Annotated in this window: 10 protein-coding genes and 1 tRNA gene; 6 read left to right on the forward strand and 5 right to left on the reverse strand. The window is 64.4% G+C overall.

Translation table 11 applies throughout. The features are described 5' to 3' along the window. The first annotated feature begins 130 nt into the window (after positions 1 to 130). Genes IQ292_RS13085 through IQ292_RS13110 form a run of 6 tightly spaced genes read left to right on the forward strand, consistent with a single transcriptional unit; the run spans position 131 to position 7,068 of the window. Complete coding sequence (locus tag IQ292_RS13085) at positions 131 to 700, forward strand: hypothetical protein (protein WP_203310734.1); 570 nt, start codon at positions 131 to 133, stop codon at positions 698 to 700. After that, complete coding sequence (locus IQ292_RS13090) at positions 697 to 2,088, forward strand: 7-cyano-7-deazaguanine synthase (protein WP_203310735.1); 1,392 nt, start codon at positions 697 to 699, stop codon at positions 2,086 to 2,088. Before IQ292_RS13085 ends, IQ292_RS13090 begins: the two co-directional genes overlap by 4 nt. After that, positions 2,076 to 3,257, forward strand: coding sequence for an ImmA/IrrE family metallo-endopeptidase (locus tag IQ292_RS13095; RefSeq protein ID WP_203310736.1), 1,182 nt, complete (start codon positions 2,076 to 2,078; stop codon positions 3,255 to 3,257). Before IQ292_RS13090 ends, IQ292_RS13095 begins: the two co-directional genes overlap by 13 nt. After that, the gene (locus tag IQ292_RS13100; RefSeq protein ID WP_203310737.1) at positions 3,232 to 3,864 is read left to right on the forward strand and encodes a PIN domain-containing protein; all 633 of its coding nucleotides are present in this window, start codon (positions 3,232 to 3,234) and stop codon (positions 3,862 to 3,864) included. The genes IQ292_RS13095 and IQ292_RS13100 overlap by 26 nt, the downstream gene beginning before the upstream one ends. A gap of 58 nt (positions 3,865 to 3,922) precedes the next feature. After that, entirely contained in the window at positions 3,923 to 5,656 is a 1,734-nt protein-coding gene (locus IQ292_RS13105) for an SIR2 family protein (RefSeq protein WP_203310738.1), read from the forward strand. Beyond that, positions 5,653 to 7,068, forward strand: a complete 1,416-nt coding sequence (locus IQ292_RS13110; protein WP_066514271.1) for an argonaute/piwi family protein — start codon at positions 5,653 to 5,655, stop codon at positions 7,066 to 7,068. The genes IQ292_RS13105 and IQ292_RS13110 overlap by 4 nt, the downstream gene beginning before the upstream one ends. Before the next feature lie 139 nt (positions 7,069 to 7,207). Here the strand turns inward: IQ292_RS13110 and IQ292_RS13115 are convergent. The 5 genes from IQ292_RS13115 to IQ292_RS13135 all read right to left on the reverse strand — a co-directional run bounded on the left by IQ292_RS13115 (position 7,208) and on the right by IQ292_RS13135 (position 11,595). Next, positions 7,208 to 7,284, reverse strand: a tRNA-Arg gene (locus IQ292_RS13115). 213 nt (positions 7,285 to 7,497) lie between these two features. Beyond that, on the reverse strand, positions 7,498 to 7,872 hold the full coding sequence (locus tag IQ292_RS13120) for a hypothetical protein (protein WP_420853693.1): 375 nt from the start codon (positions 7,870 to 7,872) through the stop codon (positions 7,498 to 7,500). Then, positions 7,872 to 8,546, reverse strand: a complete 675-nt coding sequence (gene nth / locus IQ292_RS13125; protein WP_203310739.1) for an endonuclease III — start codon at positions 8,544 to 8,546, stop codon at positions 7,872 to 7,874. Before nth ends, IQ292_RS13120 begins: the two co-directional genes overlap by 1 nt. Before the next feature lie 10 nt (positions 8,547 to 8,556). After that, positions 8,557 to 9,285, reverse strand: coding sequence for a 4-hydroxy-tetrahydrodipicolinate reductase (dapB, locus tag IQ292_RS13130; RefSeq protein WP_203310740.1), 729 nt, complete (start codon positions 9,283 to 9,285; stop codon positions 8,557 to 8,559). 126 nt (positions 9,286 to 9,411) lie between these two features. Beyond that, positions 9,412 to 11,595, reverse strand: coding sequence for a TonB-dependent receptor (locus IQ292_RS13135; RefSeq protein ID WP_203310741.1), 2,184 nt, complete (start codon positions 11,593 to 11,595; stop codon positions 9,412 to 9,414). Positions 11,596 to 11,983: the final 388 nt, after the last annotated feature.

An 11,983-nucleotide genomic window follows, 5' to 3' on the forward strand; every position in this document is an offset into this window, starting at 1 on the left:
TAAGGCGTCCACGCCTCATCCGCCGCGGTCACGCGTCACCTACCAGAACAGCGAGATGTCAGGTTATCGATCAATCTATATTGACAATGTCAGAAGGTCGTTTCATTTAAGGTGCGGGGAGCACGATTCGATGAGCGATGGCCCGTACAAATCTCTTCCGATGAAGCCTCGTTGGCGGCATGCAGCAAAGTGCGCTTACAAGGAGGCGTTCTCTCAAGACGAGATCGTCGAAAGCGTGACGCGCGCGTCACACGCCGACTGGCGCGCCGAAGTCCGGCAGGCACTTGTTGGGTCAGTCACCTCCGTTGTTGCTCCTTTGGGGCAGCAGGCCCTCTTCGCGGACCAGGTTCTGGCAGATCTCGGTGCGCTCCGGCGCGGCTGCGCCTCGCCGCTGGAGGCGTCGTTCGTTCGCAACGCGATCGATGCCGTAGTAACCGGACGCACTGGCGCCGATGCCGTCCAGTTCGCCGCCGAGGAAGCACTCTCCGACCGCCTGCTCTGCAATTACCGTCAGGTCGAAGAGCATGTCCGCCGTGACGACAGCATCCGCAACGCGGAGTTTGTGCGGAACCGCTTCGAGGCGGCGCACGGCCAAATCGATCTGTCTGGTCTTGCGCGTGCCGCACTGCGGACGGGCGAGCCGCTGACGCGCCGCACCCGCGCCCAATTCACCGATCTCGACGCTGGAGTTCCGCTATGACCGCCCGCACCTATCATGCCTCACGCGAGACCGCGTTCGTGGTCGATGCGGTTGAGCTTGACGCGGCCGTTCGCGACGGCGCGATCGCCGCCAACCTCGGGTCCGCGATCAATCTCTCAATCGCTGGGCTGGAGAGCTATTTCTATACCGGCTGGCGTCCAGAACTTGTCGACCTCCTCGTCATCGCGGCCGCTGTCGAATATTGCGATCTTAGCGTCAAACGCCCGGCGTGGGGCTGGGCGCGGTCCTTCGACCTACGTGTTGGCGTCCATTCGCTCGATCGTTGGGAGGATTCCGCAGTCCACAATGCACTCGAGGATGCTCTTTCGTTCCTAACGGGCGATCAGTGGATCGTCAGCTTCGTGCAACGCATGCGCGACATTGAGCGCGTGGGACAGGGCTCCCTCGGCTTCGACGTTCGCGACCGCGTGATCATGCCGTATAGCGACGGTGTGGACTCCCGCGCTGTTTCGGCGCTCGTCGATGAGGCCGAAAAGGGCGGGCTCGTGCGCGTCCGCCTTGGCACCAAGGGCGGCGACACTCACTCAAAGGATCCCCGCGAACGCCGCTTCATGTCGGTGCCCTATCAGGTGCGGTTCGATGTCGGCCAAAGGGTCGAATCGTCGGCGCGGTCGCGGGGTTTCAAGTTCGCAGTGATTACAGGCATCGCTGCGGCGCTCGCCAATGTAGAGCGGATCGTAGTGACCGAGAGCGGTCAGGGCGCCCTTGGTCCGATCCTCGTCACCTTGGGGCAAAGCCACCCTGACTATCGGGTCCATCCCGCCTTTACCCGTCGGATCGAAGCGCTGTTCGCAGCCTTGACCGGCAAGGCGCCGCACTACGAGTATCCCCGCATCTGGTCGACCAAGGGCGAGACCGTCACAGCGGCGCAGAACCTCGCGCAGCCGCCCAACTGGGCGAACACCCGCTCGTGCTGGCAGGGTGCTCGGCAGGTAAGCTTTGAGCACAAGCGCCGGCAATGCGGTATCTGCGCTGCCTGCATGTTGCGCCGCCTCAGCATGCATGCGGCCGGCGTTGAGGAGCCTGCCGCCAACTACATCTGGGAGGACCTGTCCGCCCCCGAGATCGAGAAAGGCGCGGTCGCGGGCTTCACGCTGATGACCCCGTCGCTCCGCGAACATGCCATCGCCGGCGTACTCCACCTCGACCATCTGGCCTCGCTCTCCGGTTCTGCTATCCATAGTCGCGCGGTTGCCCGCGTCGCCCGTGAAACCGCCGATGCTCTCAGGATGTCGTCGTCCGAGGCGGAGGCGAACCTCTTGGCGTTGCTTGCGCGTCATCGCGCCGAATGGCTCGCGTTCCAAGAGAGTCTCGGGCCGAATTCCTTCGTCGCCAAGCTCGCGCAGGTCTCGCCGTGGCAGCGGTGACAGGCAGCCTGACCTCGGAAGCGCTTGGAGAGCTGCTACGCGACGCCAGGGAGAATGCGAAGCTGACCCAGGCCGCGGCGGCCCAGGCGCTGAATGTCGCGCGCACCACGCTAGTCGCCATCGAGCAAGGGCAGCGCCGCGCGCGCCTCGAAGAACTTCAGAAGCTCGCTGCCCTGTATCGCGTGTCACTCAACGTGCTGCTGCGCCAGGGCAGTGCGAAGGTCGATTTGCGCCCCCGCTTCCGGCGGGCCGGTGAAGGCGATGCAGAAGTCGAAGAGGCCGTCGCTTTGCTTAACAGCCTCGTCCAGGCGGAGCTGGAACTGGAAAACCTGCTCGGTATCAAGCGCGCGCGCAACGACCCGCCGGAGCGCCCCCTGCTGCCCGGCAACGTCTTGCTCCAAGCCGAGCAGGACGCGAGCGAACTGCGCCAGTGGCTAGGGCTTGGCATGGCACCGGTCCACGATATGGTCAGCCTGCTGGAAGTCCAACTGGGCGCGCGCGTCTTCGTCCGGCAGTTGCCGGCCCGGATTTCGGGACTCTATGCGTTCGACGAAGTTGCCGGTGCCTGCATTCTGTTGAACGCGTTGCATCCTCGCGACCGGCGCACGCAGACCGGGGCCCATGAGACCGGCCACTTCATTTCCACCCGCCGCGCACCGGATGCGCTTTATGCGGATTCGCCTGAAGCTTCGCGGGAAGAGCGCTACGCTAACGCCTTCGCGCGCTGCTTTCTGACGCCCGCCCGAGCGGTTGCCGCCCGCTTTCAGGATGTCACCGCCGGTGCCGCGCGGCTCACTCGCCGCCATATCATTATTCTTGCACACGCCTTCGGTGTGTCGCGCGAAGCAATGGTGCGGAGACTCGAGGAACTCGGCCTTACTAAATCCGGCACTTGGGACTGGTTTAAGGAGCACGGCGGCATCACGGACGAGCAAGCACACGAAGTGCTCGGCGACGCGATACCGCCCGATCCAGCTAAGACCGATGCCGCTCGGCAAGTGTCGATGCGCATGAGCCTCCTTGCGAGTGAGGCGTGGCGGCGTGGTCTTCTGAGCGAGGGGCAGTTGGCGCGCCTTCTTCATATCGACCGCGTCGAAGCACGCGAGATGATCGATGAATTTGAAGCTGAAGGAGCGGTCGACGATGAGTCGCCAATCCTCCTGGCTTGAGCGGGCGGCATCGCTCGTCGGCGATGCCAGCGTCTGGATCAACCTCGTCGCGACAGGCTGCGCCGAGGACATTCTCCGATCGTCGCCGGCGGAACTCGTCATCACGACGACTGCGCTCGGCGAGCTTGAGAATGGGCGCGCGAAAGGTCGGCAAACTGCCGCCGAGGTTGCAAGGCTGATCGAGGTAGGTTTGATCCGCGAGGTTTCGCTCAGTTCTACCGACGAAGCTGTGTTTCTGGACCTCGTCGCTGGTCCGACGAGCCTCACACTTGATGATGGCGAGGCGGCAACAATCGCATATGCGCTCGGTTCGGGAGCGGGCGCGCTGATCGATGAGCGTAAAGCCACCGACTTGTGCGCCGACCGCTATCCCGCGCTTATCGTCATGAGCACGACGGATCTGCTTCTTGCCGATCCGATCGTGTCGTCCTTTCAGGCCGATGGTCTCAGCAAATGTTTGTTCCTGGCGCTGACGGTCGCACGTATGCGTGTCCCCGAGCGCCATCTTGCTGGCGTCTGTGAACTCCTAGGACCGGATCGTTGCCGAGAGTGCCGCAGCCTGCCCGGGGCATGGCGGCAATCGGCAGCTTCGCGCTTGACCGGCTAAGAACCATTAGAGAACAAAATCTGCTAGCGAAGGCTTGTGGATCGGTTAGGCAGGTCGAATGGAGAGCATAACGAGCCCGAGCGAGCTATCGAGCGATGATTTTGCGCGGCGCTTCGCGCTGCGCCCCGGCCAATTAATGTGGCTCCTTGGCGCGGGTGCGTCGGTTTCAGCCGGCATCCCCAGCGCTTGGGATATGATCTGGCAATTCAAGCAAACGTTGTTCGTTGCCCAACGCAAGGCGTCGCCGCAGAGTGTCGCCGATCTCGGAAATCCTGCGATCCGCGCGCTGCTAGACTCGCACATTGCGAGTTCCGAGCGACTACCGTCGCCGGGCTCGCCGGATGAATACGCGGCGCTCTTCGAAGCAACCTACCCGGTAGAGCGCGATCGCACGACTTTTATTCAAGGCATGATTAGCGGCGCGAAGCTGGCCTATGGCCATCTTGCCCTCGCCTCGCTTCTAAAAGCGGGCCACACTCAGCTCGTCTGGACGACCAATTTCGACCACTTGATCGAAGATGCCTGCGCGAGAACGTATGGCACAACTGGCACGTTGAGCGTCGTTGCACTCGACGCTCCGGAACTGGCGGGGCAATTGATCGGCGCGCAAAAATGGCCGATCGCAGTGAAGCTGCACGGCGATTTCCGCTCGCGTCGGCTTAAGAACACGACCGATGAGCTGCGTCAGCAGGACGCCGCGCTTCGTCAGCAGCTCGTGGATACCTGCCGACGATCCGGCCTCGTAGCCGCCGGCTACAGCGGACGCGACGATTCAGTGATGGACGCGCTTGAAACGGCGCTCGATCAGCCGGGCGGTTATCCTGGCGGACTGTTCTGGCTGCATCGCGGCAGCGATCCACCGCTCGGACGGGTCATCCGACTTCTCCAGCGCGCCAGCGACGCGGGCGTTGAGTGCGGGCTGGTGCGGATTGAGAGCTTCGATGAGATATTGCGTGATCTCGTGCGGCTGCTGCCCGCGCTCGACACATCCGCTCTCAACGCACTGGCAACAGGACGGTCGCGCGTGTCGGGCGCTCCCGAGCCCTCCGGCCAGCGGGGCTGGCCCCTCATTCGGCTCAACGGGCTTGCCGTCACCATCCCGGCCAATTGCCGCAAGCTGGTATGCACGATCGAGGGTGTCGCAGCGGCGCGCTCCGCTGTCGCCGAGGCGAACGCACGCCTGATCGTGACGCGCACGCAAGCGGGCGTGCTCGGTTTCGGCAGCGATGCCGAGTTCCGTCGAGTGTTCGACCCGTTCGGAATCACTGCGTTCGATCTGGCCACCTTCGAGAAGCGGCGCCTGCGCTATGAGTCCGGCGAACGTGGCCTGCTACGCGACGCCTTGGTAGAGGCGCTGTGTGCCGCCAAGAATGTTCGTGCGATCCGCCGCCGCAGCGCTGATTTGCTCGTGCCAGTAGATGCCGCCGACAGCGCATGGGATGGGCTTCGCGCGATAACTCGTCAGACGACTGGCACCATGCCCAAACACCCGGACCTGAAATGGCACGAGGGGGTCGGGGTCCGGCTTGACTGGGCGGACGACGGTCTTTGGCTGCTGCTTGATCCAAAGATCGTGTTTGAGGGTGTCACGGACGCGACCAAAGCGATCACCGCCGATTTCGCGCGCGAACGGACGGTGAAACGCTATAATCGTGACCTCGATCGGCTTATCGATTTTTGGGCAAAGCACCTTGCCGGCGAAGCGCTTCCGGCGCTGTCGATTGGCGACGGGATCGATGCTCGCTTCGCAGTCGGGAAAAACACGGCCTTCTCTAAGCTGGTACAGCCATGACGAGCGAGATCGCCCCGACCATATGGTATCCGGAACCCGAGCTGGTGTTTCATCCCGAGCGAACGAGCGAGCGGGACATTCATCCGCTGCGCGGGCTCAAGCGGTTCGGCCCCCATTCGCGCGGTTTGGTGCAATCGCCGATCCGCGTAGCGACGCTGGCCCCGAAGGGCGAGTCCGAGCGACTGTTCGCATTCATGCGTGAGCTGAGCCAGAGCGTGCGCCCGGTCGAGCGAACCGACTATCTGCCGGATTGGCCGGGCTTCAATACCGTGTTCGACATGCGCGTGACGGCGGCAACCAAGAAATGCCGTGTCGAGCTGGACGGATCGTTTGAGAGCGAGATGGCGCAATCGGCGATGCCGCACGTGTTGCTCGCCGAACAGCTCGTTCGTGCGATCCAGCCGCTTGAGGCGTTCCGCAGCGAGTTCGACGTCTTGTTCATCTACCTACCGCAGCGATGGGAGCGTGGCTTCTATGGCACGGGGGACGATTTCGATCTCCACGATCATCTCAAAGCCTATACGGCCGCGCGCGGGATGCCGATCCAGATCGTTCGCGAAGACAAGGCGCTCGCTTATCGCTGCCGTGCGAGCGTGATGTGGCGAGTCGGGCTGGCGCTGTATGCCAAGGCCGGCGGCGTTCCCTGGAAGCTAGCCGACGTGGATCCAGAAACAGCCTATATCGGCATTTCCTATGCGGTGCGGTCGAACGGTGCCGACAAACCGCGATTTGTGACTTGTTGTAGCCAGGTGTTCGACGCGGAGGGCGCTGGCCTGGAATTTATCGCCTACGACACGGCAGATGTGCAGGTGCAACGCGATAATCCCTTTTTGTCACAGGCCGAGATGTTCCGTGTCATCACGCGGTCGATGACGCTGTATCGCCACCGACATGGCGGACGCTCGCCGCGCCGGGTGATGGTCCACAAATCAACCGAGTTCAAAGATGCCGAAGTGCTCGGCTGTTTCGAGGCGCTACCGCTGTGCGAAGCGGTCGATTTGATCCAAGTGGTCGAGGATGTGGGCTGGCGCGGCGCGCGTTGGGAACGCGACCAGGCCAGTCCCGGAGGTAAGGCGGCGGCGTTTCCAGTCAAGCGTGGCTCACTGATCGGGCTTGGCGAGCGCGAGGCACTACTGTGGATGCACGGCGCCGTGGAGACTTTGGGATCGAAAACCTATTTTCAGGGTCAGCGCGGCACGCCGCGTCCGATCCGACTTGTCCGCCATGCCGGGCACGGCACGTGGGACGACAGCGCCCGCGCGGCGCTCGCCTTGTCGAAGATGAACTGGAACAATGATGGGCTGTATGATCCGCTACCCGTAACGATGAGTTATGCGAAGGTGCTTGCGCGTGTCCTCAAGCGCATGACGAATCTTGGCAGCACACCCTACCAATTCCGATTCTTCATGTAATGAAAGTTCGTTGCACCCCACAGGACTCGAACTTTTTTCCCGTCGATGACCGCCGTGCCTACGATCATGCAAACACTGAGTTTGCGCCGATCGTAGCCTGTGCGGCTTACGCGCATAAACGGCGCCCGGCGGCGGAATTTGGTGCACCCGACACGATTCGAACGTGTGGCCTCCACCTTCGGAGGGTGGCGCTCTATCCAGCTGAGCTACGGGTGCATTATGCTTACGCGGTGCTTACGCGAAAAATCTGAGAGTTGAAAGCGCCAACCTCGGTGCTCTCAAAGCGCTGTATTTCAAGTGTTTTTCGACCTCCTTCTCACATTCGTTCCGCTTGACATCAGCCTTCGGAGGGCAGCGCTCTATCCAGCTGAGCTACGGGTGCGTGGGAAGGCTCGCCTAGCAAAGCGCGAACGCGGGCGCCAGCCCTGATTAACGTCGCGGGTCGACCAGCGTCACCGGCTGGAAGGGGCCGAGCCCGCAACGCGCGCCCGGCATAACGTCCGGCGACTGCAGCACGGTGATCAGGTCCGCGGCGCACAACTGGCTGAGGCTGGTTGCATAGGCGAAGCGCCGTTCGAACCCCAGGCCCGGGCACGCGGCAGGCAGGGTGTTGCGATAGATGCGGGCGCGATTGGCGACGAAGTCGATCGTGCGGTCGTCGCGGACGCGGGTTTCGCGGATCTGGGCCAGCGGGATGCAGGCGAGCGGCGGACCCGCAGGCGTCGCCACGGGAACGGTGTCGCGCGCCATGGGCGCAGCGGCGGTGGCGACAAGCGACAGGGCGAGCAGGATCCGCATCGGCATCACTCCGGTTCCGCAGCAGCCTTGCGCGCGTTCGTGCCAGGCGGCGGCGTCTTGGGCTTGAACGCGCAGAGGTCGGCGACGATGCAGCGCCAGCACTCGGGCGTCCGCGCCTTGCAGACATAGCGCCCGTGCAGGATCAGCCAATGGTGCGCGTGCAGGCGGAAGGGCTGCGGCGTCGCCTTGTCGAGACGCGTCTCTACGGCGAGCGGCGTCTTGCCCTTGGCCAGCCCCGTCCGGTTGCCGACGCGGAAGATATGCGTGTCGACCGCGAACGTCTCCGCGCCGAAGGCGACGTTCATCACGACATTGGCGGTCTTGCGGCCGACGCCCGGCAACGCCTCCAGCGCGTCGCGATCCGCCGGCACCTCGGAGCCATGCGTGGCGACCAGCGCCTCCGACAGCGCGATGACGTTCTTTGCCTTGGTATTGAACAGGCCGATCGTCTTGATGTGCTGCTTCAGCCGGTCCTCGCCCAGCGCGACCATCTGTTCCGGCGTCTTCACCGATTCGAACAGGCGGCGCGTCGCCCTGTTGACGCCGGCGTCGGTCGCCTGCGCCGACAGCACGACGGCGACGAGCAACTGAAAGGGATTGCCCGATTCGAGCTCGGTCTCGGGATGCGGGTTGGCTTCGGCGAGCCGGCGGTAGAATTCGAAGACGTCGGCTTTCTTCATGGCGTCTTCGTCACAGGCCGAGCACGTCCGCCATCCGGTAGCGGCCCGGCCGCCGGCCGGCGAGCCAGAGCGCCGCGCGCACCGCGCCCCTGGCGAAGATCGATCGATCCTGCGCAAGGTGCGCCAGCTCGATCCGCTCCCCCTCGCTCGCGAAGATCACGTGATGGTCGCCGATCACAGAGCCGCCGCGCAGCGACGCGAGGCCGATCGTCCCTTCGGTCCGCGCGCCCGTCAGCCCGGCGCGCCCGTCGACGCGAACCTCGCCCAGCGTGGTCCCCCGCCCCGCTGCCGCCGACTCTCCCAGCAGCAACGCGGTACCGGACGGCGCGTCGACCTTGTGCCGGTGGTGGCTTTCGACGATCTCGATATCCCAGTCGGTGCCGAGCCTCTCCGCCGCCTCGCGGACCAGCTGCGCGAGCAAGGTGACGCCCAGCGAGGTATTGCCCGTCTGGAGCACCGCGACATCCCGCGCCGCCGCGTCGATCAGCGCGTGCTGCGCCGCGCTGAGCCCCGTCGTGCCGATGACGATCGGCGTCCCCGCCTCCCGCGCCGCCGCGACATGCGCCTCCAGCGCCCCGGCGATCGAGAAATCGACCAGAACGTCCGCCCGGCGCGCCAAAGCGAGGGGATCGCCCTGCGCGTCGATGCCACCGGCGAAGGTCGCCCCCTCCGCCTCGATCAGATCGGCGATGGCGCGGCCCATCCGCCCGTCGCGGCCGTAGATGCCGATCGCGGTCATGCGCGATTCCCCGACGGAGCAGGATGAAGCGACGACGGCACGGCCACATGGCGGGAGGATCGGTCAGGACAGCTCATCCGCCGACTGTGCCACGCTTTGCCGCGACGCGACAGGGGCCGCGCCGGATCAGAACGCCTTCGACACCCCGACGAAGACCCCGCGCCGCGGTCCGAACTGCGGCGCGCCGACCCCGACGCCGGTCCCGTCCCGGATTTCGTAGACATGGTCGAGCAGGTTGATGACGTCGAAGCGCAGGTCCAGGTTCGGCCCCGCCAGATGCTGGCTCGCGGTCAGATTGACCTGCGCATAGGGGGCGAGCTTCGCGCCGTTGGGCACGTTGTTGACGTCGTCGTCGCGGCGCAGGCCGGATCCGTAGATCATGCTGGCCCCCAGCTTGGTGCCGCCATGGAAGGCGTAGGACACGCCCGCCGAACCGGTGAACGTCTGGTCATGGTCGAGATAAATGTAACGGCCGGCGATATAGGCGAGTTCGTCGGGCGAGAAGCTGAACTGGCTGGAGACGATCCCCCTGCCCTTCGCCTTGGCCGCGGCGAAATTGGCATAGGCGAGCAGGCCGCCGCGCGCATAGCTGGCGTTCGCCTCGATGCCGCCGATCCGCCCCTGGCGGTAGTTGAACGGCGTCAGGATGATCGGCGCGCCGAACTGCCCCTCGTCGATCAGGTTGCGCGAGATGCGGTAATAGGCATCGACGCCATAGGTGAAATGGCGGCCGACCTTGGCCTGGAACCCGGTGTCGAAATAATCCTGCCGTTCGGCGAACGGCACGATATCGTCCGTCACGGCCGGATAGGCGCTGGTGCCGACGAACTTTCCGATGCTCGCCGAGGCGACGAGCTCGAACGGCGGCGGCACGAAATAGCGCGAATAGCCGGCATGGACGGTGTAGGTCGCGTCCGGTTGCCACACCAGGTTGGCGCGCGGCGACAATTGCCCCTCGCGCCGATAGCCGTTGTAGAGGTCGTAGCGCGCGCCATAATTGAAGGTCAGCGTCGGGGCGAGCTTCCATTCGTCCTGCAGATAGGCGCTGACGCTGGTCGCGGTCTTCCCGCCATTGTCGACCACGACGACCGGCTGGCCTGCCTGGTTGCCGTCGCCATCGACCGGGAACACGCTGGTCGTCGTGTCGCTCGTCGACCGATCGCGGCTGACGAGCAGGCCGCCACGCAGCGTATGCGCCGCGCCAAGGTGATAGACCGCATCGACCTGGGCGCCGATCGCGAAATCCTGCTTGTACGCCTGCTGTGCCTGGCCGTTGTAGAGCAGCTCGCCGACGAGGTCGGGACGATAGCGCAGTGACGAATAGCGGGCGAACAGCGACGCCTGCACCGTCAGCGGCTCGTCGTCGTGGAGGAAGGTCAGCTGGCCGAACCCGGTCTTTTCCAGCTGCGTCTCGTTGAGCGCCTCGCTCGGGAAGCTCGTCTGCCCGCCGACGTTCCAGCCGGCCGAGGGCTGCTGGCCGACGGGATCGGGGATCTGGAACCACTGGTTCGAATAACCGCCGACGAACGACACCCGGTTATTCGCATCGAGGATGTGATCGATATAGGCGAAGCCTTGGTACTGGTCGGTATCGTCATGCACCGGATTGGATCGGCCATCGACGCTCTCGATGCCGAGGCCGCTGTGGCGATAATCGCCCGACACGAAGTAGTTGGTGCTGCCGGTCGAGCCGCCATAGGTCAGGCTGGGCTCGATGGTGTCATGGCTGCCTCCGTAGAGCGACGCGGTGCCGCCGTTCTGGAACAGGCCGCTCTTCGTGGTGATGTCGATGATGCCCGCGGTGCGCAGGCCGTATTGCGCGGGCAAAGCGCCCGTCAGGATGTTGACCTTGTCGATCAGCCGCGGCGACAGGGTCTGGCCGAACACCGCGAGCCCTTCGGGCAGCACGGTGCCGTTGATCCGATATTGCAGGCCGTTGTGGTCGTCGCGGACGTGGAACTGGCCGAAACCGTCCTGGACGACGCCTGGCGCCTGAAGCAGGATCTGGTTGAACTGCTGGTTCTCGCCGCCGGGCAGCGCCTTGATCGTGTCGCTGGTGATCTCGTAGTTCGACGCGCCCAGGCTGGGTTGGATATGCTCCCGCGCCGCGTCGAGGCGCGCCGCGGTGACGACGATGTCGCCACCCTGCTTGCCTGCGGCCGACGCATTCGCCCTCGTGTCTGCGCCCGCCGCCGGATCGGCGCCGTCCTGAGTCGGGGTCGGCACGCCACGCGTCTGCGCAAGGGCGGTGCCGGACAGCAGGATCAGCGGGGCAAGGGAGACGCAACGCAACAGAACCGACAGACGCATGGGCGCAACTCGCATGATACAATGTCACAAGGTTGAGCGGCGTCTTGCGCTGCATTGCGGTACACTGGCAAGCACAAGGTCCGAACATGACGTATTTTTTAGGTTCGTTTCATGTGGTTGAGGAATGCCCGGCAAGGAGGGGCGGAAGATCGGAAGCGCTGTTGCGACGGGCGTCGAGTCTAGAAATCAAGGGACAGAAATCCCAGCGCTTACCTGTGCTCCAAGGGCAGGATACTAGAGGTCGGTAGATCACGGCACGCTGAGCGGGTGTCCGGGAGCATCGCATGCGGATCATGCCGGTTTGCGCCCAGTTGCGTTGGGGTGGACGCCCCCTGACGGCATCGATGTGCCAGAGTGGAGGTGTTGAAGCACCACTGCAGGAGGCATC

The organism is Sphingomonas beigongshangi (assembly GCF_016820445.1).
Classification (GTDB): Bacteria; Pseudomonadota; Alphaproteobacteria; order Sphingomonadales; family Sphingomonadaceae; genus Sphingomonas; species Sphingomonas beigongshangi.

Bases quoted from the DNA above. Each gene is read 5' to 3' on its own strand.
- IQ292_RS13085 (WP_203310734.1), top strand. From the start codon at position 131: ATGAGCGATGGCCCGTACAAATCTCTTCCGATGAAGCCTCGTTGGCGG.
- dapB (WP_203310740.1), bottom strand. From the start codon at position 9,285: ATGACCGCGATCGGCATCTACGGCCGCGACGGGCGGATGGGCCGCGCC.
- IQ292_RS13110 (WP_066514271.1), top strand. From the start codon at position 5,653: ATGACGAGCGAGATCGCCCCGACCATATGGTATCCGGAACCCGAGCTG.
- IQ292_RS13120 (WP_420853693.1), bottom strand. From the start codon at position 7,872: ATGCCGATGCGGATCCTGCTCGCCCTGTCGCTTGTCGCCACCGCCGCT.
- nth (WP_203310739.1), bottom strand. From the start codon at position 8,546: ATGAAGAAAGCCGACGTCTTCGAATTCTACCGCCGGCTCGCCGAAGCC.
- IQ292_RS13105 (WP_203310738.1), top strand. From the start codon at position 3,923: ATGGAGAGCATAACGAGCCCGAGCGAGCTATCGAGCGATGATTTTGCG.
- IQ292_RS13090 (WP_203310735.1), top strand. From the start codon at position 697: ATGACCGCCCGCACCTATCATGCCTCACGCGAGACCGCGTTCGTGGTC.
- IQ292_RS13135 (WP_203310741.1), bottom strand. From the start codon at position 11,595: ATGCGTCTGTCGGTTCTGTTGCGTTGCGTCTCCCTTGCCCCGCTGATC.
- IQ292_RS13100 (WP_203310737.1), top strand. From the start codon at position 3,232: ATGAGTCGCCAATCCTCCTGGCTTGAGCGGGCGGCATCGCTCGTCGGC.